Origin of the sequence: Barrientosiimonas endolithica (assembly GCF_030296655.1) — a bacterium.
Classification (GTDB): domain Bacteria; phylum Actinomycetota; class Actinomycetes; order Actinomycetales; family Dermatophilaceae; genus Barrientosiimonas; species Barrientosiimonas humi.
In genome coordinates this window covers 1,029,351-1,052,931 of record NZ_AP027735.1, presented here as the reverse complement: position 1 = coordinate 1,052,931, position 23,581 = coordinate 1,029,351, and the positions used below count along the sequence as shown (strand labels likewise).

Sequence of the window (23,581 nt, the reverse complement as noted above, 5' to 3'; positions counted from 1 at the left end):
CGCTGCTCGCGACGTGCTTCAACGACACGATGTGGCCCGAGACGCCCAAGGCGGTCGTGCGGCTGCTGGAGCGGCTCGGGGTCACCGTGGAGTTCCCGGTCGAGCAGACCTGCTGCGGACAGATGTTCACCAACACCGGGTACGCCGACGAGGCCATCCCCCTGGTGCGCTCGTTCGTCGAGGTGTTCGGTCGGTACGACGCGGTCGTGGCCCCCTCGGGGTCGTGCACGGGGTCGGTGCGCGAGCAGTATGCCGACCTCGCCACCCGCTCCGGCGACAGCGGGTTGCAGGAAGCCGTCGGTGAGGTCGCGCCGCGGGTCTACGAGCTGTCGGAGTACCTCGTCGACGTGCTCGGCATCACCGACGTCGGCGCCTACTTCCCGCACCGGGTGACCTATCACCCCACGTGCCACAGCCTGCGGATGCTGCACGTCGGCGACCGGCCGCTGCGGCTGCTGCGCGAGGTGCGCGGGATCGACCTCGTCGAGCTGCCTGCTGCGGCCGAATGCTGTGGTTTCGGAGGGACGTTCGCGGTCAAGAACGCCGACGTGTCGGTCGCGATGGGAGCCGACAAGGCCCGTCACGTGCGCGACACCGGCGCCGAGGTGCTCGTCGCCGGCGACAACTCGTGCCTGGCGCACATCGGGGGTCTGCTCGGGCGCGAGCGCGCCGGGGTGCGCACGATGCACCTGGCCGAGGTGCTGGCGGCGACGGAGGAGTCAGCATGAGCGGCGAGGAGCGCGCGCGAGGACGTACGCCGCTGCCGCGGGCGGAGACCACGGCGACGTTCGTCGGGATGCCCGCGTTCCCGAGCATGGCGCGGGAGGCGCTCGACAACACCCAGCAGCGGCGCAACCTGGCGCACGCGACGCACACGATCCGCACCAAGCGGGCGGCGGTGGTCGGTGAGGTCCCCCAGTGGGAAGCGTTGCGGCTGAACGGTTCTCAGACGAAGGACCACATGCTCGCGCACCTGGACGACTACCTCCTGCAGCTGGAGGAGAACCTCGTCGAGGCCGGCGCGACGGTGCACTGGGCGCGCGACGCCGACGAGGCCAACCGCATCGCGATCGACCTGGTGCGCGCCAAGGGCGTCGACGAGGTGGTCAAGGTCAAGTCGATGGCCACCCAGGAGATCGAGCTCAACGAAGCGCTCGAGGCCGCGGGCATCGCGGCCTGGGAGACCGACCTCGCCGAGCTCATCGTGCAGCTCGGGCACGACCGGCCGAGTCACATCCTGGTGCCGGCGATCCATCGCAACCGCAGCGAGATTCGCGACATCTTCCGTCGCGAGATGGCGCGCGCGGGCCGTCCTGCGCCGGAGGGTCTGACCGACGAGCCGACCCAGCTCGCCGACGCGGCGCGGCTGCACCTGCGCGAGAAGTTCCTGCGGGCGAAGGTCGCGATCTCCGGCGCCAACTTCGCGATCGCCGAGACGGGTTCGCTGGTGGTGCTGGAGTCGGAGGGCAACGGGCGCATGTGCCTGACGCTCCCCGAGACGCTGATCTCGGTGGTCGGGATCGAGAAGGTGCTGCCGAGCTGGTCGGACCTGTCGACGTTCCTGCAGCTGCTCCCCGGTCCAGCACCGGCGAGCGGATGAACCCCTACACGACGATGTGGACCGGTGCCGCGGCCGGCGACGGCCCGCAGGACGTGCACGTGATCCTGCTCGACAACGGCCGCACGTCGGTGCTCGCCGACGAGGTCGGCCGGCAGGCGCTGCGCTGCATCCGCTGCTCGGCCTGCCTCAACGTCTGCCCGGTGTACGAGCGCGCGGGCGGGCACGCGTACGGCTCGGTCTATCCCGGGCCGATCGGCGCCGTGCTCACGCCTCAGCTGCGGGGGACGTCGAGCAAGCTCGACCAGTCGCTGCCGTACGCGTCGAGCCTGTGCGGCGCGTGCTTCGAGGTGTGTCCGGTGCGCATCGACATCCCACGGTTGCTGGTGCGGCTGCGCACGCAGGTGATCGACGGCAAGCGCGGCGGTCTGCCGACGGCCGAGGGCGCCGCGATGCGGTCGGCTGCATGGATGTTCGCCGACCATCGCCGGTTCGAGAAGGCGCAGGACGCGGCGACGCTCGGGTCGCTGCTGCTCGGACGGCGCACGTCGATCCACCGGCTTCCGTGGCCGGCGTCGGCCTGGACCGAGGCACGCAACGCGCCGGTGCCGCCGCGCGAGACCTTCCGCGAGTGGTGGGTGCGCACGCACGGCGAATCTGCAACAGGCACAACCGGATCCGGCGGTCCTGGAGCTGCAGGGGGTGTGCGGTGAGCGAGGCTCGCGAGGAGATCCTGGCGCGGGTGCGCAGCGCGCTCGAGCCCGACCGTCCTGACGTACCGGTGGCCACCCAGCCGGCGCTCGCCACGGTCGACCCGGCAGCGATGCTCGAGGAGTTCCTGGAGACCACGGCCGACTACCGGGCGGTGGTCGAGCGCTGCTCCGCGGCGGAGGTCCCGGCCCGGGTCGCCGCCGCGCTGCAGCGCTACGCCGCCCGCCGCGTCGTCAGCCCGCCGGGCCTGCCCGCGGACTGGCTGACGGCGTACGCCGGGGAGGTGGTGGTCGACGAGGGACTGAGCGCGTACGACCTCGACCGGCTCGACGCCGTCGTCACCGCCGCGGCGGTGGGCATCGCGGCGACGGGGACGATCGTGCTGGACCACCAGCCCGACCAGGGGCGCCGCGCGATCAGCCTGGTTCCGGACGTGCACGTGTGCGTCGTGCGGGCCGGCCAGGTCGTGCCGGACGTTCCGCACGCGGTGGCCGCGCTGCACACCGCTGCGCGGGAGCGCCGACCGCTGACCTGGATCAGTGGCCCGAGCGCCACGAGCGACATCGAGCTCGACCGGGTCGAGGGCGTGCACGGCCCGCGCACGCTGCACGTCGTGCTCAGCGACGACTGAGGCGGCGACGGACGACTGAGGCGGCGTGGCCGACCGAGGCGGCAAGGGCTGACCGAGGCGGCGACGGCTGCGCCCCGGGGAGCGTGCGTGCGAATCGGCCAGGCGTGCGCGATCAGCCCGGCGCGCGCTTCGTCGGCGCGTGGGGCACAGCTGCCGTCGTGACCAGCTGATCGATCGCGCGCAGCGTGATGTCCTCCTGCCCCTCCCCGCAGCGCAGCACCTCGACGCGCGGGTCGGCAGCCGCGCGGTCGACCAGAGCCGCGTGGACGCTCTCCAGCTCGTCGAGATCGAGCGCCGCGTGGGCCAGCCGGTGGTGCGCCTCGGCGCTCGTCGCACGCTGGGCCAGCCGCCGGCGCAGATGCGCCACGCTGTCGACCAGGAGCACTTCCACGTAGTTCGCCTGCGCGCGAATCGCCGTCTCCCGCAACGCATCCGGAAACTCCGGGCGCGCGCACAACTGGGCGACCACCACGTCCCGACCGTTGGACAGCGCGGTCGCCGCCAGCTCAAGGGTGCGAGCCCGAGCGGCTTGCATCGCGGCGGTGGAGGCGGCTTCCGGCAGGTCTGCACGCAGCCGGTCCGGATCGAGGCAGGCAGCGTCCGCCTCCCGCGCCCACAGCGCGGCAAGGGTGGACTTGCCGACGCCCGAGGGGCCGTTGAGCAGCAGCAGGGTGGGCACGCCTCGACCGTACGCCCGCCGCGCCGCACCCTTCGGCGGAGCACCGGCGCCCCGTGACGGCCGCAGCGCACTGCCCGGCGGAGGACCGTTGGGACGTGCGCTCTGCCGCACTGTTCGGCGGAGCACCGGCACCTCGTAACCGGCGCACCGCGCACCCGTCGGCGGAGGTCCGGCACACCGTGACCATCCGCAGCGCACCCTTCGGCGGAGGACCGTTGGGACGTGCGCTCTGCCGCACTGTTCGGCGGAGGTCCGGCACACCGTGTCCGGCGCACAGCGCACCCTTCGGCGGAGGTCCGGCACACCGTGCGACGCGTGGGAGGTTTGAGGCGTTGTCGGTGGTCGATGGTATGGGCCGCCGGTCGGCGAATTCCGCTGACAGCGAACACAATTCACACCCCGAACCCCTTGACTCACTCGAACACGTGTACGAGCATGGGTGGCAGGGACAGAGCGAGGCTCGAGAGGGGGAAGACCACGATGTCGAGCATCGAGCACACCGCGACACCGCCGGACCAGCCGATCACCACCCAGCTGACCCACGCAGCCGCCAACGCCAGGAACGCCGGCAACGGCGGTGACGGGGCGGGCGCGTCCGCAACGGCGCAGCCCGGGGCCGGTGCCGCGCTGCTGGGCCAGGTCCGTGACACCCTGACCGCGCTGCGGGCCGCCCCTCGGTGCTGCACCAGCTCGGCGAGGACGACCTGGTCGACCTCGGCCGGGCCGCGATCGCCCTGACCCGGGCCGGGGAGTCGCTCGCGGTCGAGGTCACCACCGAGGCCTTGACCCGCGGCACGATCGCCGGCTCTACCGCGGCCTCGCCCACCCACTGGGTCCGCGAGCTGGGCTCGGGGATCGAACCCGCCCAGGCGCACCGCGTCGCGACCGTCGCGACCGAGCTGGCCCAGCACGCCTCCCTGGCCCCTTTCGACGCCACCGGGCCGGACGCCGGCGCGGGGCCGCAGAGCCAGGCCGCCGCCAGCGAGCACGCCGCCGACGACAGTGACGCTGGTGCCGGTGACGGTCACGCCGGTGACTCGGGCCACGACCGTGAAGGGGGCGAAGGGTCGGCCCTGGTCGAGGGTGACCCTTCCGGCAGGGCTCTGATCCGCGAGGTCGTACGCACCGGGCTGGTCAACATCCGGGCCGTCGCGCACGCGCTGGACCACGCGCCCCGGCTGCAGCGCCTCATCCCGACCGCGACCCGGGCCGAGACTCTGTCGTGGTACCTCGCCCTGGGTGATGACGCGACCGACAAGGACCGCCGCGCCCTGACCCGGCGGCTCATCGCCCGGTTCGAACCCGGTGACCTCGACCGTTCCGAGGCCGCCGCGCAGGCCCGGGAGACCCTGACCTTCCAGCACCTGCCCAACGGGCTCGTCCGGCTCGTCGCTGAGCTGTCTCCCGGCAACGCCGCGATCGTGCAACAAGCCATCAGCCACCTCGCCGCACCCCGCCCGACCCCTTGCGACCACGTGGACACGAAGGACAACGCGGGGCAGCCGCCTCGCACGACGGGGCCCCGCCCGGAGCGGGCCAGCGCGCCGGAGCACGAACAGCGACGACAGAAGAAGCCGTCACGCGACACGGACGAGACAACCGACCAGCAGCCGACAGGAGCCGAGCCGGAGCCCGAGAGCGAGACAGCCACCGAACCTGACCCGGGCACCTTCACCACTGCACAGCCGGACGACAACACCGAGGCGGTCGCTGGGCCTGATTCGGCGAGGTTCACCGCCGCGCAGTCGGGCGACACCGCGGCCGAGGCAGTCGCCGAGCCGGTCTCGGGCGCGTTCACCACTGGGCGGCCGGGCGGCACCGTGCCCGAGCCGGGGACCGGGCTGCAGCCGCTGGCGCGGATGCCGCAAGCAGCTATCGATGCCGGGGCGAAGCTCTACGACGACCGCACCCCCGGCAAGCGCCGCGCCGACGCCCTGATGGAGCTCATCCAGCACGCCACCGACCAGCTCCCCCGACCCGCCCGCGGATCGATCACCGGCAGCAGCAAAGCCGTCGTCATCCTCGACCTGGCAACCCTGCAAGCCCACGCCGACCCACCCGACATCCTCGTCCCGGACAAGCTGCGACCGCCCGGCAGCGGCGCCCTGCCTCGCCCGCCCGGGACCCTGCCCGGCACCGGACGCACCCTCACCGGCGAGCTCCTCGCCCCCGCCACCCTGCGCACCATCGCCTGCAACGCCGGGATCATCCCCGCCGTCCTGGACAGCAACAGCCAGCTGATCGACCTCGGCCGCGAAGAACGCCTCTACACCGGCCACCTGCGCACCGCCGTCGTACTGCGCGACCAGCACTGCACCTTCCCCGGCTGCGACCGACCCCCGACTGGTGCGACGTGCACCACCTGACGCCCTGGTGGGCCGGCGGCCCCACCACCCTCGACAACGGCGCACTGCTGTGCGCCCGCCACCACACCATCGTCCACACCCAGCTCCTGCACGGCACCCTGACCAACGGCCGCATCCACTGGGACCTCACCCCCGGCCGCATGCCCCAACAACCCCGCCTGAGCGACACCGCATGACCCCGCCGTTCGACGCCCAGGCGCCACCGTGCTGCGACGGCTACCGCGCGACCCCGCCGTTCCGCGCCCAGGCGCCACCGTGCTGCGGCGACTACCGCGCGACCCCGCCCCGGGCGGACACCGGGCCGGTTGCACCGCCGCCCGCACCACCCGCCCCGTCAGCCCGGTCGGCCCCGCCAGCCCCGTCAGGGGCATCGACCCCGTCGGGCCCGGCGGACGTCGACCGCCCCACAGCTGCGCGCCGCGTGCGGCGCCGCTCCCACCACCACCGGCCCGCCTCGATCAGCACCGACACCAGGAAGGCGAGCCCCAGCCCGAGCAGCATGCCCTTCAGCGGTTGGTCCTGGAACGCCGCTCCCCCGATGTAGCCCAGCAGCGTGCCGTGCAGCGCCCACACGGTCGTGCCGAGGGCGTCGTACGCCGAGAACGAGCGAAGCGGATAGCGCGTCGCGCCCATCACCATGGCCGTCGCGATCCGGCCCCACGGGATGAACCGCGCGACGACCAGCGCCATCCCGCCGCGCTTCGCGAGAAGCCTCCGCGAGGCCTCGACTGCCCTCCCCCGTCGCGTCTCGAGCGGCCACCGGTCCACCCGGCCGGAGAGCCGGCGACCGATGAAGTAGGTCACGTGGTCACCGATCCACGCGCCCAGCGCGGCGGCGACGAAGACGCCGACGAGGTTCGGGGTGCCGGTCGAGGCGGCGTAGACCCCCGCCATGATGATCGGCGCCTCGCTCGGGAACACCGGGATCACCGCGTCGACGAGCGACATCGAGAACAGCGCCGCATAGACCCACGGCGAGCCCATGAGGTGCTCCAGCCAGAGCAGCACCTGATCGATCACATCGCCTCTTCCATCAGCGACACGCTAGGCGCGGTCGGCGACGCCGAGTTGAACAGCCGGTGTCGCGAGGCCGTGCCGAGCCTGGGAGCACGGCGTCACGAGCACGTACGCCCGGCCGCCCCGAGCACTGACCGCCCGAGCAGGAAGGACCACAGGACGCGCCCCGCCTCGGCACCCCATCGACTACAGCCCGAGGTACTGCTCCAGCCCCACGGTGAGTCCCGGGTGCCCCCGACCCGCCGTACGCCTTCCAAGACTCCCGGCATGAAGCTCACCCGGTCGAAGCTGTCGTGCCGGATCGTGAGCGCCTCCCCGACCGCGCCGAAGGTGACCTCCTGGTGCGCCACGTGACCGCGAATCCGCAACGCGTGCACCGGGATTCCCTCGACCGACGCACCGCGGGCACCGTCCGGGTCGCTCGTGGTCGCGTCCGGCAGCTCGCCGAGCCCGGCCTCCTCGCGCGCGGCCGCGACGATGCGCGCGGTGCGGGCGGCGGTGCCCGAGGGCGCGTCGACCTTGTCGGGGTGGTGGGTCTCGACGATCTCGACCGACTCGTAGAACGGCGCCGCCTGCCGCGCGAACGACATCATCAGCAGCGCGCCGATGGCGAAGTTGGGGGCGATGAGCACCCCCACGTCGGGGTGCTCGGCCAGCTGCTCGCGCAGGGTCGCGAGCCGCGCGTCGTCCCAGCCGGTCGTGCCGACCACCGCGTGCACGCCGCGGTCGACGCAGTGCGCCACGACGCCGGGCGACGCGTCGGGCACGGTCAGGTCGACCGCGACCTGTGCACCACCGAGGTCGCCGAGGTCGTCCCCGGAGTCGATCCGCGCGACGAGCTCGAGGTCGTCGGCACCCTCGACGGCGTCGCACGCCGCACTGCCCATCCGCCCCGACGCGCCGACCACTGCCACCTTGATCCGATTGCTCACCGCGCCAGGTTACGAACCCTGCGCGCTACTGCGCCGTAGCACCCCCTGCGCTTGCCAGGCTGTGGCATCCCCCGACCCGAAGGAGCCCCGATGCCCTCCCTGCGCACCCGAGCCGCCGTCACCGTGCTCGCCGCCGCCTGCACCACCGGCCTCGCGCTCACCAGCGCCCCGACCGCGACCGCCGTCGGCGAGGGGCCAAAGTGCTGCACGAACGGGACCGTCAACACCTCGATCCTGCACACCTACGACTCGATGGTGAAGGAGCTGGAGAAGCAGGACGCCCGCCAGCCGCGCATGCAGCTGGAGACCATCGGCCAGAGCGTCAAGGGCCGCGACCTGAAGCTGGTGAAGTACGTCGGCAACCCCGCCAACCCGACTGTGCTGTTCATGACCCAGCAGCACGGCAACGAGGCGCTCACCACCGAGGGCGCCCTCGACTTCATCAAGTCCCTCGGGCAGGGCAAGAACCAGCGCATCCTCGACAAGGTGAACATCCTCATCGTGCCGATGGTCAACCCCGACGGCGCGATGGGCGACGTCGACTTCCCGCTCGACGACTACATCGCCTCCGGCGGCCGCAACCTCACCCGCTACAACGCCCGCGGTGTCGACCTCAACCGCGACCACGTCGCCAAGAGCCAGCCCGAGACGCGCGCGGTGCACGAGAACGTGCTGCAGGCGTACCCCATCGACTATGCCGTCGACCTGCACCACCAGGGCACCCGCAGCGAGGCGGGCGGCGAGCTGGTGTCGGGCTCGATCCTGTACCCGACGACCGGCTCGGTCAGCCCCGACCTGGTGCAGCGCTCGCAGCGGCTCGGCGGCGTGGTCTACAACGCGATCGAGCCGACCGGCTGGGGCCACCTGGGCAAGTACGTCGGCGGCAGCGCCGACACCATCGCGCGCAACGGCATCGCGGCGCAGTACGGCATCGCCACGCTGCTGTTCGAGATGCGCGGCATGAGCGACCACGAGTACGCCTCCTACGTGCTCGGGCAGCGCAGCAACGGCTACCTGATCAAGCAGACGTTCCTGACTCTCACCGCCGTCAGCACCGCGATCGGCGACGGCTCGATCGACACGACCTCCACCGACTTCTGGAACACCCTCCCCGAGCAGCAGACCCGCCAGGAGTGAGCGGACCGGGAGCGAGGAACCGGGAGTGAGCTGGCCGGCAGGCACCGCGCCGGCGTGACGGCGCCAGGCGCTCCCCACCGACGGCGGGCGGCCGGGCCTCCAGCCCGGCCGCCCGCAACTGCCCCCTACTTGCATTATTAAGTTGCAGTGTTAATGTTCTCCTCATGGGAAGCACGCTCGCCTACGACCTGCACACCTTGGTCCGCCGGCTCGACCGCGAGGCCGACCGGCTGCTGGTCCCGCTCGGCCTGAGCTACCGGCGCTACCTCACCCTGCTGCTCGTCGGAGAGCTCGACGGCGGCACCCAGCGCCAGGTGGCCGAGACGGTCGACACCAGCGAGGCCGCGATGAGCCGCATGCTCGGCGCCCTCGCCGGCGAGGGGCTGGTGACGATCGCCCCCGACGCCGGCAACGGCCACCGCAAGCTCGTCCGGCTCACCGCCGACGGCCGCGACCTGGTCGACCGCGCCAGTGCCACGCTCGGCGACCAGCTCGACGATCTCGTACGCTCGCTCGGGCTCGATCCCGACCGGCTCGCCGCCGACGTGCGCACCGTGCGCGAAGGTCTGGGGGCCTGACATGTCGGGCTGGACCCCGCTGCTGGTCAGCCACGTGCTCGCCGCCTCGGTGTCGATGCCGCTCGGCGCCTATCAGCTGTGGCGGCGCCCCCGCGGCGACCTGCAACACCGCATCGTCGGCCGCGTCTGGGCGGGGCTGATGATGTGGACGGCGTTGAGCTCGTACGCGATTCGCGACATCCGCCCCGGCCAGCTCAGCCTGCTGCACATCCTGTCGACCGTCACCGTCGTCAGCCTGGTGATCGGCATCTGGGCGGTCAGACGCGGCGACGTGCGCACCCACCTCGGCGCCATGCGCGGGTCGTGGCTCGGCTCGATCGGGGCGTTCGTCGGCGCGGTCGCCGTGCCCGACCGGCTGCTGCCGACCTTCGCCGTCACCAACCCCGCAGGCTTCGCCGCGGCGACCGCCACCGTGCTCGTGGTCTCAGCCCTGATCGTGGCCGTCGCCCGCGCGAGCGTCCGCGGCGCCGACGAGCCCCGTCGGGTCCGGGCCGGGTGAGGCACCCGGCCGGTCGATGATCACCGTGGCCACGGTGCGCAGCTCGGGCTCCTGCGGGTCGCCGGCCGAGATGTCACCGGTGTGCCAGGTCAGCTCCAGCTGCGGGCCGTCGACCTGCAGCACCGCGAGGTTGTTGTCGAACCACGGACCGTCGGTGATCGACCAGGGGTAGGGCGGGTCGGGCACCTTCTCCGAGCTGGCCGCGAGCGCCCGCATGGGCCGCGCCAGCTGCCGGGCCAGCGAGGCCTGCAGCACGCGCACGTGCCGCGGCAGCGGGTTGCGGATCGGCGAGCACACCGCCTGCACGATCAGCGAGCGCGCGCCGTACTGCTCCGGGTCGTCGATGCGCGTGACGTAGGAGTTGTGCACGTCGCCGGACAGGAACGTGATGGTGGCCGGCGGGCGGCCGCGCTCGCCCCGCGCGACCGACATCGTGAAGTCGGTCATCTGGTCGAAGCCGTGCTCGAACGCCGCCCAGTGCTCGAGGTCGACCGCCTGGCGCAGCTTCTCGCCGAGGCGTCCGAAGCGCTCGCCCCACGCCCCCTCGGCCATCGCCTCGTTCCACGCCTCGAGGTCGTGGATGCCCGGCGGCAGCAGGAACGGCAGCGACGTGCCGATCAGCAGATGCTCCACGTCGCCGCGCATGTTCTCGTCGAGCCACTCCAGCTCGGAGGGGTCGAGCATGTTGCGCTTGCCGGGCTCCAGCTCGCGCGCGGCGCGCGAGTCGATCATCAGCAGCCGCGCGTCACCGAGGTCGATGGCGAAGGAGAACCGGTACCGCTCCGGGTGCCGGTCGACCTCGTACGACAGGTCGTGCAGCACCTCGGTGAGGTCGAGCTCGTGGGTGACCTCGGAGTCCTGGTGCGCCAGCACGCGCTGCCACACCTCGTCCTCGGCCAGCGCCTCCGGCGACAGGTTGCCGGCGTGCTGGAAGACCCAGTACGACATGAGCGCCCCATCAGACGCTCGTGCCACCAGTCGGTGGCGTTCATCTCCTCGTGCCACGCGTCGCTGGTGTTCCAGTCGTCACGCACGTCGTGATCGTCGAAGATCATCACGCTCGGCAGCGTCGACAGCAGCCACCGGTTGGCCGGGTCGGTCCACGCCAGCCAGTACAGGTGGGCGTACTCCTCGAAGTCCTTCAGCTCCTCCCCCGGCGGCTCCTCGAGGCCGCGGCGCTGCTCGATGTAGGCGCGCATCTCCTCGGAGGTCTCGTCGGCATAGACCTGGTCGCCGAGGAAGGCGACCATGTCGGGCCAGTGCGAGCTGTCCGGGTGGTTCGCCAGGTGAACGGCGGTCGCGCGCAGCGCGTCGACCCCGTGCGTGCGGGTGTGCTCGGCGTCGTGCGGCACGCTCGTGCGGCACGAGCCGAACGCGAGCCGGGTGGGCTTGTCGCGCTCGATCGTCGCGATCCGCGACGGCGGGTAGGGCGAGTCGGCGAGCGGCCACACCTGCTCCCCGTCGATCTCCACGGTGTAGTCCTGCACGCTGCCCGGCTCGAGCCCGTCGACCTGGACGAGCGCGTAGTGGTGGTCCTGCACGCGGAACGTGCGCATGCTCCACGACTGCTCCCCCGCGCGCACCGTCACCGTGCAGAAGTCGGCGGTCTCCACCCACACGCTGGCGGTGCGCTCCCCCACGTGGCGCAGCAGCGGTCCCAGCACCAGATCAGGCACGGCACGGTCTCCTTCGTACGACGGCGGGCACCGGGGAGTGCCCGACGAGACAGCCTATGACCTCCCGCGGACCGCTTCCTGGGGGTTCCCCGAGCGCACGCTGTGCGGGCCGCTCCGGCCGCGCCCGGATCAGCCCGGCGTCAGGCCGGTGGCTGCCGGTCCTCCCACGGCTCGTCGGGCACGCCGTCCTCGTTCTTGTCGAACGTCACGCTCACGTGCTGATATCCCTTGAGCCGGTTCATCTCGACCAGGTGGCTGTACGCCTCGTGGTCGGCGCGGGTCAGGTCGACGTCGTCGGTGAACGGGGTGAGCAGCGCCCGCGGGTAGAGGTGGCGAGCGCGTACGACGTTGAGCTCGGCCGCCATCACCACGGTGACGGCCAGCAGGTAGATCCAGGCGATCAGACCGATGACCACCGCGAACACGCCGTAGGACCCGCTGCTGCGGGCGATGATGCTGGTGACCACGGCAGCACCGAGAGTCTCGAGCAGCTGCCACACGATGCCGACGATGATCGCCCCCGGCAGCAGGGACAACCAGCCGTGGCTGCGGTGGGTCGACACGTGCAGCACGACCCAGAAGATGAGCACGGCGAGCACGGTGTTGAGGATCGTCCACGGCGGACCGGCCAGCCAGTCGAACACGCGCGGGATCACGCCGGCGGCGATCAGCGAGATGCCGAGGAAGGCCAGGATGCCGGCGCTCTTGGCGCGGGCCAGGATCGGGTTGGGGCGGCGGTGGCGCGGCACGGCCCACACGGTGTTCATCGCGTGCTGCAGCGCCTGCGCCACCCCGAGACCACCGTAGGCCGCGGTCAGCGAACCGACGATGACCGCGACGAGGTTGCCCTGCAGACCGCTCGGGCTCTGCAGCTCATCACCGATGACCGGCACCTGGGCCAGCACCCCGTTGATGAGCGACTCGCGCAGCACCGCGTTGTCCTGCACCAGGAAGCCCAGGATCGAGGTCATGAGCAGCAGCAGCGGGAAGATCGACAGCAGGCCGTAGTAGGTGATGAGCGCGGCGAGGTAGGCACCCTGGTCGTCGAGGAACTTGTAGACCACACCGAGCGGGAACCCCACGACGGGATGCCTGCGCTGGAAGCCGTCCACGCGGTCGACGAGAGTCACCGCAACAGTTTGCCGCCCGCGCCTCCGAACCGGCTGAAGGCACTCCGGCGACGCGCTGCGCTGCGACCGAGGTCACGCCTCGCGCGGGCGGCTCGCGGCTCAGTCGGGCACGACGTATCCCCCGCCGAGGCCCAGCAGCTGCGGGCGTCCGCCGTCGGGCTGCTGCACCACCGCGGTCACCACCAGCGACAGGGTCGCCTGCTGGCTGCCCTCGGTCGACACCCGGTTGACCTGCGCGAAGCCCTTGGAGAAGAAGATCGCCCGGCCCTCGCCGGCGAGCCAGTCGACCCGGCAGCGCAGGCTCACCACGTTCAGCGTCGTGCGCTGGGCCCGCAGCACCAGCAGGGCGTCGGCGACGTCCGAGGAGCCGCGGGTGGCGTACGGCTCGCACTGCAGCGTGCGCTTGATCGACGGGTTCGGCTTCCCGGGCCAGAGCCCCTCGAGGAAGTCGCGGGTCGGGCTCGCCTGGGCGAACGGTGCGCCCTTCTCCTCGCGGAGGCTGCCGACGACCTGCGGCACCAGCGTCTGGCTCGCCCGCACCTGGGCCGGCGTCGGCGTGGGGTCGGTCGACGCCGGCAGCGGTGCGGGGAGCGCGCCGCGCGGGGCGTCGACGGCGCCCCACTGCTTCCACGGGCCGGTGCCCTCGCGGCGCATCACCCGCAGCACGGTGCGCGGCGCCTGGTCACCGGACGGGGAGGTGGTGGACGGGGAGGTGGTCGACGAGCCGGACGCGGACGAGGTGCCGGCCTGCTCCTGCACCGGCGAGTCGACCACCGCGACCGTGCCCGACCGGTGCCGGGCTGCGCCGACCACGGCCGTGGCGCGGCTGGTGAGGGCGCGGTCGTCCTCGGCCGACTTCGGCGGGTCGGCCCGGCTCACCCGGGTGAGGAACACATCCTGCTCCAGCACCGGACCCACGTCGGCCCGCGCCCACGGCCGCTCGTCGAACCTCGGCGCGCCCGCAGCCGCGATCGCGGGGTTGTTGCGCGCGTCGTAGTCGCGCATCATCGCCGCCGCCTGCGGAACGGTCAGCCCCGGCCCGGCCGTCGTCGTCGTCGTCGTCGTCGCGACGGTGGTCGAGCTCTCGGCGGGCGCGGTCGGGTCTCCCCGCCGGCCGAGCACGCGGCCAGGGTAAGGACCAGGGGGACGGACAGCAGGCGGACGGCGCGGGGCACGGTGACTCCTCGGGTCGGTGACGGGGTGACGCAGCTTCACCGTGGCACGCCCGAAGGGGTCGAAAACGTTGTCCACAGGCACGAATTCGCCGAATGTCGCGCCGTACGCCCTCGCGGACCACCGCCGAACCGTGCGCCCCAGCGCACCCTCCGCCGGACCACCGCCGCACCGTGAACAAGCCCCCGACGCCGTACGCCCTCGCGGACCACCGCCGAACCGTGCGCCCCAGCGCACCCTCCACCGGACCACCGCCGAGCCGTGACCAAGCCCCCCGACGCCGTACGCCCTCGCGGACCACCGCCGAACCGTGCGCCCCAGCGCACCCTCCGCCGGACCACCGCCGCACCGTGAACAAGCCCCCCGACGCCGTACGCCCTCGCGGACCACCGCCGAACCGTGCGCCCCAGCGCACCCTCCGCCTGACCACCGCCGCACCGTGACCGACCGCGCCCGCCCCGAAACGCCGGCGACCCGGCCCCTCCCGAAGGAAGGACCGGGTCGCCGGTGTGCGCTGTGCCGGTGGCTCAGGCGTCCTCGGACGAGGCGCCGCCGACGTTGGCCGGCTCGGAGCCGGGCTCGACGTCGTCGGAGCTGACCGCCGGGCGGTCGCTGTCGTCCGCGGAGTCGTCGGCGGAGACGTTGCCCTCGCCGTTGCCGTCACCGTTGCCCTCACCGCGGCCACGGCCACGGCCACCGCGGCGACGACGGCGCGGACGCTCGCCGCCCTCGTCGTCGCGCGAGCGCTCGCGGCGCGGCTTGTCGCCGGACTCGCCGGACTCGCCGGAGTCAGCCGACGCCCCGGAGCCGTCGGAGTCGTCGGACTCGCCGGACTCCTGCGCGTCCCCGGCCGGGGCCTGGTCCTGCGCGGGGGCGGCGGCATCGCCCTCACCCTGCGCGGCCGACTCGTCCTGCACCACGGCGAGCGAGAGCTTGCCGCGGGGGTCGATCTCCTTGAGCTCGACCTGGACCTTCTGGCCGACGCCGAGGACGTCCTCGACCGCGTCGATCCGCTTGCCACCGACCAGCTTGCGCACCTCGGAGATGTGCAGCAGGCCGTCCTTGCCCGGCAGCAGCGAGACGAACGCCCCGAAGGTCGTCGTCTTCACCACGGTGCCGAGGAAGCGCTCGCCGACCTCGGGCATCTGCGGGTTGGCGATCGCGTTGATCGCCGCACGCGCGGCCTCGGCCGACGGGCCGTCGGTGGCGCCGATGTAGACGGTGCCGTCGTCCTCGATCGAGATGTCGGCGCCGGTGTCCTCCTGGATCTGGTTGATCATCTTGCCCTTGGGGCCGATGACCTCGCCGATCTTGTCGACCGGCACCTTCACCGCGATGACGCGCGGGGCGTACGGGCTCATCTCGTCGGGTGCGTCGATGGCCTCGTTCATGACGTCGAGGATGTGCATCCGCGCGTCGTGGGCCTGGGTCAGCGCCGTGGCCAGCTCGGTGGCGGGGATGCCGTCGAGCTTGGTGTCGAGCTGGATGGCCGTGACGAACTCGCGGGTGCCGGCGACCTTGAAGTCCATGTCGCCGAACGCGTCCTCGGCACCGAGGATGTCGGTGAGCGCGAGGTACTGCGTCGCACCGTCGATCTCGGCGGACACCAGACCCATCGCGATGCCGGCGACCGGCGCGCGCAGCGGCACACCGGCGTTGAGCAGCGACAGGGTCGAGGCGCAGACCGAACCCATCGAGGTCGACCCGTTGGAGCTGAGCGCCTCGGACACCTGACGGATGGCGTACGGGAACTCCTCGCGCGTCGGCAGCACCGGCACGAGCGCGCGCTCGGCGAGCGCCCCGTGACCGACCTCGCGCCGCTTCGGCGACCCGACCCGACCGGTCTCACCGGTGGAGTAGGGCGGGAAGTTGTAGTTGTGCATGTAGCGCTTGCGGGTGACCGGCGACAGCGTGTCGAGCTGCTGCTCCATGCGGAGCATGTTCAGCGTGGTCACGCCGAGGATCTGGGTCTCGCCGCGCTCGAAGATCGCCGAGCCGTGCACCCGCGGGAGCACCTCGACCTCGGCCGACAGCGCCCGGATGTCCTTGGGGCCGCGGCCGTCGATGCGCACCTGCTCGCGCAGGATCCGCTCGCGCACGAGCTTCTTCTGCACCGCGCGGTAGGCCGCCGAGATCTCCTTCTCGCGACCCTCGAACGAGGTGCCCTCGCCGGCCAGGTCGGCCTTGAGCTCGTCCTTGTACGCGTCGAGCTGGCTCTCGCGGTCCTGCTTGTCGGCGATCGACAGCAGCTCGCGCAGCTTGCCCTCGGAGGCCTGCTCGACCGCCTGGTAGGCGTCGTCCTCGTAGTCGAGGAACAGCGGGAACTCCTGGACCTCCTTGGCGGCCTGCCCGGCCAGCTCCTGCTGCGCCTCGCAGAGCACCCGGATGAACTTCTTGGACTCCTCGAGCCCCTGGGCGACGACCTCCTCGGTCGGCGCCTGCTTGCCCTGGTTGGTCACCAGGTCCCAGGTGGACTCGGTCGACTCCGCCTCGACCATCATGATGGCGACGTCGTCACCCACGATGCGGCCGGCGACGACCATGTCGAACGTCGAGCGCTCGATGTCGGAGAAGTTGGGGAACGCGACCCACTGACCGTCGATCAGCGACACGCGGGTGGCGCCGATCGGGCCGCTGAACGGCAGGCCCGAGATCTGGGTCGAGGCCGACGCGCCGTTGATGGCGAGCACGTCGTACTGGTGGTCGGGGTTGAGCGACAGCACGGTGATGACGACCTGGACCTCGTTGCGCAGCCCCTTGACGAAGGCCGGGCGCAGCGGCCGGTCGATCAGCCGGCAGGTGAGGATCGCGTCGGTCGAGGGGCGACCCTCGCGACGGAAGAAGCTGCCGGGGATCTTGCCCGCGGCGTACATCCGCTCCTCGACGTCGACCGTCAGCGGGAAGAAGTCGAAGTGGTCCTTGGGCGACTTGCCCGCGGCCGTGGTGGACAGCAGCGTCGTGTCGTCGTCGAGGTAGCAGACGACAGCGCCGGCGGCCTGCTTGGCCAGCCGACCCGTCTCGAAGCGGACGGTGCGCTTGCCGAAGCTGCCGTTGTCGATGACGGCTTCGGCGAAAGTGATCTCTGGACCCTCCATCGGGCCCTCCTGTTCTGTCTCATCTGTCGCGCCCGGATCGTCGTTGCCCGTGCGCGGTTTCTTCTGGCGGGGTACGCCTGGCGCACCCTCCTACGCCACGAGGCGGTCACCTCCGATGAGGTGACCGCCTCGATGGTCGCAAGTCTTATCGCCGCAGACCGAGCCGCTTGATCAGCGCGCGGTAGCGCTCGATGTCCACGGACTCCAGGTAGCGCAGCATCCGCTTGCGCTGGCCGACCAGGAGCAGCAGGCCGCGACGGCTGTGGTGGTCGTGCGGGTGCTGCCGCGAGTGCTCGGTGAGGTCCTTGATGCGCTGCGTCAGCATCGCGATCTGCACCTCGGGCGAGCCGGTGTCGCCCTCGTGGGTGGCGTACTCGGTCATGATCTTCTGCTTGGTGGCAGTGTCGAGAGGCATACGGGGGCGACTCCATCCTGATGGTCGTTGCGCGGTGCTCCTGGGCATGTTCACCAGGGCGCTCTGGATCCGCGGCCGGTTCACGGCACCCCACAGGCTAGCAGCGCCCGTCAGTCCGGGCCTAATCGCCAGGTTGGCGCAAGTCGCCCTGGGCCTGGCCCGCGCCTCCCTACGATGACGCAGGTGGCGATCACCCGGGCACCCGACCAGTTCCGACCTGGCGTCACCCACGGCGTCGCCACCCCGACCTGCTGCAGCTGTTGCTGCTGCTGCGTCGGCACCGCGGTCGGCTTCACGGTGGCGGCGCCGCTCGCGGTCGCCCGGCTGAGCCCCGACCCGGCCAGGCCCGCACCGACGCGGGCTGGGCGCCCGTGGGGCCTCGGGCTGGTCGCGCTGGCGCCGCTGCTCGGCGCGCTCGTCGCGATCACCGCGCACGAGCTGCTCTCCGACCTCCTGACCGTCGCGGGACGGATCGCCCTACTCCTCGGCGGTGCGGTCTGGGTGGGCTGCCTCGCCGCGGGACTGCGCCTGTGCCGCGCCCGGCCGCGCGCGGTGGGCGTGGCGATCCTGCTGCTCGTGCTGGCCGCGCTGGTCGCCGTCGTCGAGCTGAACCTGAGCGGGCCGCTGTTCGACTCCGACGAGGCGACCGGCACGGGCAGGTACGTCCTCGCCGCCGCGGCCTGCTTCGTCACCATGGTCACGCTGGGCTGGTTGCTGTCCTGGGACCGTTCGCCCCGGGTGCCGCCGGATGGGGCCGGGGGTCCGGGCGGGGCTCCGGGCACGAGCGGGCCAGCTGCTCCGGGTGGATCATCCGGTCCGGGCGGGCCTGCGGGCACGAACAGGGCTGCCGGTCCGGGCGGGCCGGCGGGGGCCCCGTGAGCGGCCTGTCCCGTCCGGTCGTGGGCGACCCGGCCTGGCGGTTGCTGGAGCAGGACGGACGGCTCGTCGCGACCGCCGGGAGCGACGAGGTGTGGGTCGTCGACGACGCCCCGGGCACCGTGCTCACCGAGCTCGCGGCCTGCTGGGGTCCGACCCCGCCGCTGCCCGATCAGCTGTCGCCGCAGGCGCGCCTCGCGGTCGAGCAGCTGCGCTCCGTGGGTGCGCTCGGACCGCGTGTCGAGCTGCCGGCCGAGGCCCAGGTCGCGACCGTCGCGCTCGGCGCACCGGAACCTGGTTGGGACGCCGCCCTGGAGGCGGCGTTGCGCGAGACCGGTTGGCGCACAACGGAACCCGGAGCGGGCGGCGCAGGTTCGGGCGAGCCCGGCGCCGTCGGCGGACCCGGCACCACAGACGAACCCGGCCCCACAGACGAACCCGGCGCCGCCGGCGGGGCCGACGCAGCCGACGTGCTCGTGGCCGTGCGCACCACCGCCCGCTGGGCGCAGGTGGCCGAGGCTGCCGCCGCCTGGGTGCGCACCGGGCGGCTGCACCTGGTCGTCGACCTCGCCGCGGCGCACACGGTCGCGGTCGGCCCGTTCTGCGTGCCCGGCCACACCGCCTGCGCCGGCTGCCTCGCCGCCCGGGTGATGGCCCGCTGGGGCGATCCCGAGCCTCCTGCCCGCCCGGGCGCGACCCGGCCCGCCGGGCTGAGCGTCGCGGCCGGGCTCGTCGCGAGCCAGCTCGAGCAGGCAACCCGGGGCGACTTCCTCTGGTCGACCGCACGGCCGCCGTCGACCTGCGCACGGCGAGCTCGACGACGAGCCCGTGCCTGCGCACGCCTCGGTGCCCGTGCAGCGAGCTGGTCACCGACGGCCGGGTCGAGCTCCCGTGGTGACAGCCGGGCAGGCGCGGATCCCGTCACGAGAAGCGTTGCTGGACAAGGCGATCGGCTGGCGCACCGGGGTCGGCGTGACCCTGTCCGAGCCTCCCTCACCACCGCCGACCCGCCGGTGCACCAGGCCGCGGCGTCGGACCGCCCGGTCGGTGAGAGCGCGGTGGCCGGCGGTGCCGGCTGGGAACGGGACGCTGCGCGAGGCGCCGCCGTCGGGGAGCTGCTGGAGCGCTACGCCGCCGTCCACTGCCCGCTGCCGACCCTCCGGCGCGCCGAGATCCCGTCCACTGCGGGGATCCCTTCCACCGCAACGGTGCTGGGGTTCGACGACTTCCTGCTGCACTCCCCGAGCAACGCGCCGACCCCGGCTTCCCCGCCGCGGCGACCTACGCCCAGGACCGGTTCACCCGCACGTTCTCGCTGCTCGACCAGCGGCCGGCGTGGGTGCCGGCGGCGCTCGTCAGCAACGACCCGGGCTTCGGGGCCATCGCCACCTCCAGCGGGCTCGCGGCCGGCGCCTCGGTCACCACGGCGCTGCTGCGCGCCACGCAGGAGCTGGTCGAGCGGGACGCGCTGATGGTCACCTGGCTGCACGGGCTGCGGCCACGCACCACCCCGGCCCCGGTGCGCGTCTCCGAGCTGGTCGACAAGGTCGACGGCGGGGCAACGGTGCTCGACCTCACCCCGCGGCACAGCCCGCACCCCGTGGCGATGGTCGTCGGGTCGGCACCCCTGCCCGACCGGCCGCGGCACGGCGCCGGCATCGCCTGCCGGGCCACCTGGGCCGAGGCCGTCGAGAAGGCGACGCTCGAGTGGGCCCAGGCGATGACGTACGTCGGGGTCACCGCGGGCGGACGCCCTCGCCCCGAGCCGCACGACGTGGTCTCCTTCGACGAGCACGCCCGGTTCTACTCGCTGCGGCCGGACCTGTGGGCCACCCTCCCGATCCACCGCGGCACCCCCGCCGAACCACCCGCGAGCAGCACCGCCACCGACGCGGCCGAGCAGCTGCACGAGCTGGTGATGTCGTTGCACCGCAACGGGATTCGTCTGTTCTACCGCGACCTGACGACGCTCGACGTCGCGGCGTGCGGGTCGTGCGCGTGCTCTCCCCGACCTGGTCCCGATCCACGGGCACCACCGGTGGCCGCACCTGGCCGCCGCCCGCGTGCCCGTCGCCGAGCGATACCCGGGGGCGGAGCCGTCGACGGCGTTCCCCAGCCCGTTCCCGCACCCGCTGGGATGATGCCGCGATGAGCGACCCCGCCGAGCACTTCGACGACTTCTGGCGGGCCTCCGAGCTCGGCCCGCTCACCGTCGGCCGGTTCGCCGAGCGGCTGGGCCGGTTCGACCCCGCCCCGCCCGCCGTCCACCCCTGGCAGCGCACCGGCCCCGCTCACCCGCTCGGCCACCCGCGCGGCCGGCTCACGTCGCTGCTGCGGCGGCGACCTGTCCGCCCTCCTCGGCACCCTCGCCCGCACCGACTCCGGCTGGGGTCACCCGTCGGCCGGAGACCTGCGAGCGGTGCGCGCCAGCGTGATCCTGTGGCGCACCGACCACCCGCTCGCGGGCCGCGTCGCCCAGCACGACCCCGAGCGGCACACGCTGACCGACGTCGGGCCCGCCCCCGACTGGCAGGCGGAGCAGCAGGCGCTCGGCGGCCTGGACACGACCACCCCGCCCGCCGCGGCCGTGGTGCTGCTCGGCGACCCGGCCGCCGTGGTCGAGAAGTACGGCGAGCGCGGCGGCCGCTTCCTGCTGCTCGAGGCCGGGTCGGCGCTGCAGAGCCTGTCGCTGGCCGCGGCCGAGCGCCGGCTCCCGGCGTACGCCACCGGGGGCGCCTTCGACGCGCGGCTGCGGGCGGTCTGCGGTCACGCGCGCACCGGCGCGCTCCCGCTGGCCGTGCTGCTGCTCGGCGGCCGCTGAGCCGAGACCCAGCGCCCCAGGAGCCGCTGACCCAGCCGAGCCCGTACGCCATCGCGGGCCGGCCGGTGCATCACCGGGTGCGCAGCACGTCCCACACCTTGCGGGCGGCGGGAGCAGCGTAGGTCGCGCCGGTACCGGACTCGGTGATCATGGCGACGACGACGTACTGCTTGCCCGAGGCCGTGCGTGGGCCGTAGGACGCGAACCAGCTGGTCGCCTCCTTGCCGAAGATCTCGGCGGTGCCCGTCTTCCCCGAGACGCCGTAGCTGTCCAGCGGGAAGCCCCGGAAGGCGGCGGCCGCCGTGCCGGTGCGGGTCACCGCGGCCATCCCCTCCCGGTCGACGGCCAGCGAGTCGCCCGGGAAGTCGACGGTCCCCATCCGCCGCGGCGCGAGGTCCTGCCGGGCGCCGCCGCCAGGCCGCTGGGTGGCCGCCGCCACCTGCGGGGCCCACAGGGTGCCGCCGTTGGCGACGGCGGAGTAGGCCACGGCCAGCTGCAGCGGCGTGACCGCCACGTCGCCCTGCCCGATCGAGAAGTTCACCGCGTCACCGGCGCGGTAGACGTAGCCGCTGCGGCAGTTCTCCTGCGCGATGCGCTGCAGATAGCTCGCGCGCGCCTGGTCGGTCTCCTCCGGATAGCCCGTGCGCGCCCGCTGGCAGCTCGTGGCGCGGGTGTCGAGCCAGCGCTGCCGCTTCCACTGCCGGTCGGGGATGCGCCCGGCCGCCTCGTCGGGCAGGTCGATGCCGGTGCGCCGGCCCAGGCCGAACGAGCGGGCGGTGTCGACGAACGGGTCGGTGGCGGTCACCGGCGCGCGCAGCCCGCCCGACTGCTGCCAGGCGTTGTAGGCCCAGCGGTAGAAGACGGTGTCGCACGAGACCTCCAGCGCCCTGCGCATGTCGATCTGCCCGAAGGCGACCGACTCGAAGTTGCGGAAGGTGCGGTCGCCGATGCGCACCGACGGGCCGCAGTCGTAGCTCGCGTCCGGGTCGTTGCCCATCGCGATGGCCGCCGGCACCGACACCGCCTTGAACGTCGACGCCGGCGCCGTCGCGAACGTCGTCCCCCGGTTGAGCAGCGGCGCACCGGACGCGGGGTCGGTGAGCCGGGCGTACTCCAGACTGTTGATCCCACCGCTCCACACGTTCGGGTCGTACGTCGGCGCGGACGCCATCGCGACGACCGCACCGTCGCTCGCGTCGAGCACCACCATCGCGCCGGCGGTGGCCGGATTCCCTTGCGCCTGAGCGGAGCTCATGGCCGAGCCGAGTGCGCGCTCGGCCGCCGTCTGCACGGTGGGGTCGAGGTTGGTGACGACGTCCTGACCGGGGACCGGCGCGACGTTCTGCAGCGTGCGCTGCGGCAGCCCGCGCGCGTCCACCGCCACCACCGTGCGACCGGGCGTGCCGCGCAGCGCGGCGTCGTACTGCTTCTCGACCCCGGCCCGGCCGAGGCCGTCGCGGGCGGTCAGCGTGGGGTCGCGCCGGATGTCGTCGGCGTTGGTGCGCCCCAGGTAGCCCAGCACCTGCGCGGCGTTGAGCTGCCCCAGCGCGGGGTACGTCCGCGTCGGCTCGGCCACCACCCCCAGCCCCGGGAACTCCTCGGGTCGTTCGAGGAGGGTGAGCGCGCGCTCGACGGGCACGTCGTCGGCGATGGGGATGGGCTCGTACGGCGCGCCGCTGAAGCACACCGGCGGGCGGGGCGCACCCGCGGTGCCGCACGGCCGGGTGCGCTCGAGCAGCTGCTCCGGGGTGCGGCCGACCAGCGGCGCCACGCGGCGCAGCAGCCCCGCGCCGTCGTCGTCCTGGTCGGCGAGCGTCGTCGGGTCCAGCGTGAGAACAGCACGAGAACCGTTGGCCACCAACGCTTTTCCGTCAGCGGCCAAGATGCGCCCGCGGATGGCCGGGGTGGAGATCGTGCGCGTGCCGAGCGCCGCCGCCCGGTCGGCGAAGTCGTCGCCCTGCACGACCTGCAGCTGGACGAGGCGGCCGAGCATCGCCAGCACCATGACCACGCTGAGCCCGAGCAGCACCGCGAGCCGGGTCACCCGGGCCGGTCGCGAGGGCCGGTCACGACGCCGATAGCGCCGCCGCAGCCGCCAGCGGGCGATCATGCCCGCCCCCGGTGGACGAGCCGCCGCTGGTGGTGCACGAGCGGCGGCACGAGGGCCGCGCCGATCACCGTGGTCGCGAGCAGGCTGAGGCCGGCCCCCACCAGGTCCAGCGGCCGCCCGTCGAGCAGGGTGACCACCAGCCGCACCCCGAGCACCACCGCGGCGGCCGCGAGCACC

Annotated in this window: 20 protein-coding genes and 2 pseudogenes; 12 read left to right on the top strand and 10 right to left on the bottom strand. The window is 73.1% G+C overall.

Going from position 1 to position 23,581, the window contains the following annotated elements; translation table 11 throughout:
• The first annotated feature begins 29 nt into the window (after nt 1-29).
• From QUE40_RS05415 to QUE40_RS05405, 3 genes and pseudogenes are all read left to right on the top strand, one after another.
• Entirely contained in the window at nt 30-728 is a 699-nt protein-coding gene (locus QUE40_RS05415) for a (Fe-S)-binding protein (protein ID WP_142007412.1), read from the top strand.
• A pseudogene (locus QUE40_RS05410) lies at nt 725-2,271 on the top strand (LutB/LldF family L-lactate oxidation iron-sulfur protein). Before QUE40_RS05415 ends, QUE40_RS05410 begins: the two are co-directional and overlap by 4 nt.
• A complete protein-coding gene (locus QUE40_RS05405; protein WP_289232529.1) occupies nt 2,268-2,900 on the top strand; it encodes a LutC/YkgG family protein in 633 nt (210 codons plus the stop codon). Before QUE40_RS05410 ends, QUE40_RS05405 begins: the two are co-directional and overlap by 4 nt.
• 112 nt (nt 2,901-3,012) lie before the next feature.
• Here QUE40_RS05405 and QUE40_RS05400 read toward each other — a convergent pair whose 3' ends face one another.
• Nucleotides 3,013-3,579 (bottom strand): P-loop nucleotide/nucleoside kinase family protein, encoded by a 567-nt coding sequence (locus tag QUE40_RS05400; RefSeq protein ID WP_170206773.1) that lies wholly within the window; start codon nt 3,577-3,579, stop codon nt 3,013-3,015.
• A 480-nt stretch (nt 3,580-4,059) separates the two neighbouring features.
• On the opposite strand from QUE40_RS05400, the gene QUE40_RS05395 reads away from it, so the two are divergent.
• From QUE40_RS05395 to QUE40_RS05385, 3 genes are read left to right on the top strand one after another with little or no spacing between them, the layout of a single operon-like run.
• Nucleotides 4,060-4,317 carry a hypothetical protein gene (locus tag QUE40_RS05395; RefSeq protein ID WP_289232528.1) on the top strand — a complete coding sequence of 86 codons (258 nt, stop codon included), beginning with the start codon at nt 4,060-4,062 and terminating at the stop codon, nt 4,315-4,317.
• Nucleotides 4,257-5,945 (top strand): DUF222 domain-containing protein, encoded by a 1,689-nt coding sequence (locus tag QUE40_RS05390; protein WP_289232527.1) that lies wholly within the window; start codon nt 4,257-4,259, stop codon nt 5,943-5,945. Before QUE40_RS05395 ends, QUE40_RS05390 begins: the two co-directional genes overlap by 61 nt.
• Nucleotides 5,933-6,121: an HNH endonuclease signature motif containing protein gene (locus QUE40_RS05385; protein WP_289232526.1), complete on the top strand. Its 189-nt coding sequence runs from the start codon at nt 5,933-5,935 to the stop codon at nt 6,119-6,121. Before QUE40_RS05390 ends, QUE40_RS05385 begins: the two co-directional genes overlap by 13 nt.
• Nucleotides 6,122-6,212: 91 nt before the next feature.
• Here QUE40_RS05385 and QUE40_RS05380 read toward each other — a convergent pair whose 3' ends face one another.
• Together QUE40_RS05380 and dapB are read right to left on the bottom strand one after the other, a co-directional pair.
• Nucleotides 6,213-6,965: a DedA family protein gene (locus QUE40_RS05380; protein ID WP_289232525.1), complete on the bottom strand. Its 753-nt coding sequence runs from the start codon at nt 6,963-6,965 to the stop codon at nt 6,213-6,215.
• Nucleotides 6,966-7,148: 183 nt separating this feature from the next.
• A pseudogene (dapB, locus tag QUE40_RS05375) lies at nt 7,149-7,849 on the bottom strand (4-hydroxy-tetrahydrodipicolinate reductase).
• A gap of 135 nt (nt 7,850-7,984) precedes the next feature.
• Between dapB and QUE40_RS05370 the strand changes: the two are divergent.
• From QUE40_RS05370 to QUE40_RS05360, 3 genes are all read left to right on the top strand, one after another.
• Nucleotides 7,985-9,031, top strand: a complete 1,047-nt coding sequence (locus QUE40_RS05370) for a M14 family zinc carboxypeptidase (protein WP_289232524.1) — start codon at nt 7,985-7,987, stop codon at nt 9,029-9,031.
• 164 nt (nt 9,032-9,195) lie between these two features.
• Entirely contained in the window at nt 9,196-9,609 is a 414-nt protein-coding gene (locus QUE40_RS05365; RefSeq protein WP_289232523.1) for a MarR family winged helix-turn-helix transcriptional regulator, read from the top strand.
• Between the two features lies 1 nt (nt 9,610).
• Complete coding sequence (locus QUE40_RS05360) at nt 9,611-10,108, top strand: DUF2306 domain-containing protein (protein WP_289232522.1); 498 nt, start codon at nt 9,611-9,613, stop codon at nt 10,106-10,108.
• A gap of 731 nt (nt 10,109-10,839) precedes the next feature.
• Here QUE40_RS05360 and QUE40_RS05355 read toward each other — a convergent pair.
• The 5 genes from QUE40_RS05355 to rpsO all read right to left on the bottom strand — a co-directional run bounded on the left by QUE40_RS05355 (nt 10,840) and on the right by rpsO (nt 17,597).
• Nucleotides 10,840-11,784: a DUF7800 domain-containing protein gene (locus tag QUE40_RS05355; RefSeq protein ID WP_289232521.1), complete on the bottom strand. Its 945-nt coding sequence runs from the start codon at nt 11,782-11,784 to the stop codon at nt 10,840-10,842.
• 140 nt (nt 11,785-11,924) lie between these two features.
• Complete coding sequence (locus QUE40_RS05350) at nt 11,925-12,914, bottom strand: YihY/virulence factor BrkB family protein (RefSeq protein ID WP_142004717.1); 990 nt, start codon at nt 12,912-12,914, stop codon at nt 11,925-11,927.
• Between the two features lie 99 nt (nt 12,915-13,013).
• On the bottom strand, nt 13,014-14,036 hold the full coding sequence (locus tag QUE40_RS05345; RefSeq protein ID WP_289232520.1) for a hypothetical protein: 1,023 nt from the start codon (nt 14,034-14,036) through the stop codon (nt 13,014-13,016).
• 578 nt (nt 14,037-14,614) lie between these two features.
• A complete protein-coding gene (locus QUE40_RS05340) occupies nt 14,615-17,182 on the bottom strand; it encodes a polyribonucleotide nucleotidyltransferase (protein WP_289232519.1) in 2,568 nt (855 codons plus the stop codon).
• A 145-nt stretch (nt 17,183-17,327) separates the two neighbouring features.
• Complete coding sequence (rpsO, locus tag QUE40_RS05335; protein ID WP_142004714.1) at nt 17,328-17,597, bottom strand: 30S ribosomal protein S15; 270 nt, start codon at nt 17,595-17,597, stop codon at nt 17,328-17,330.
• A 183-nt stretch (nt 17,598-17,780) separates the two neighbouring features.
• On the opposite strand from rpsO, the gene QUE40_RS05330 reads away from it, so the two are divergent.
• The 3 genes from QUE40_RS05330 (at nt 17,781) to QUE40_RS05320 (ending at nt 21,294) form a co-directional block, all read left to right on the top strand.
• The gene (locus QUE40_RS05330) at nt 17,781-18,476 is read left to right on the top strand and encodes a hypothetical protein (protein WP_289232518.1); all 696 of its coding nucleotides are present in this window, start codon (nt 17,781-17,783) and stop codon (nt 18,474-18,476) included.
• 1,072 nt (nt 18,477-19,548) lie between these two features.
• Complete coding sequence (locus QUE40_RS05325; protein ID WP_350227132.1) at nt 19,549-20,625, top strand: YcaO-like family protein; 1,077 nt, start codon at nt 19,549-19,551, stop codon at nt 20,623-20,625.
• Between the two features lie 192 nt (nt 20,626-20,817).
• Nucleotides 20,818-21,294, top strand: coding sequence for a nitroreductase family protein (locus tag QUE40_RS05320; RefSeq protein WP_350227131.1), 477 nt, complete (start codon nt 20,818-20,820; stop codon nt 21,292-21,294).
• A 70-nt stretch (nt 21,295-21,364) separates the two neighbouring features.
• On the opposite strand, the gene mrdA is transcribed toward QUE40_RS05320, so the two are convergent.
• Nucleotides 21,365-23,404: a penicillin-binding protein 2 gene (mrdA, locus tag QUE40_RS05315; protein ID WP_289232516.1), complete on the bottom strand. Its 2,040-nt coding sequence runs from the start codon at nt 23,402-23,404 to the stop codon at nt 21,365-21,367.
• The gene (locus QUE40_RS05310) at nt 23,401-23,580 is read right to left on the bottom strand and encodes a hypothetical protein (RefSeq protein ID WP_289232515.1); all 180 of its coding nucleotides are present in this window, start codon (nt 23,578-23,580) and stop codon (nt 23,401-23,403) included. Before QUE40_RS05310 ends, mrdA begins: the two co-directional genes overlap by 4 nt.
• Between the last annotated feature and the right edge of the window lies 1 nt (nt 23,581).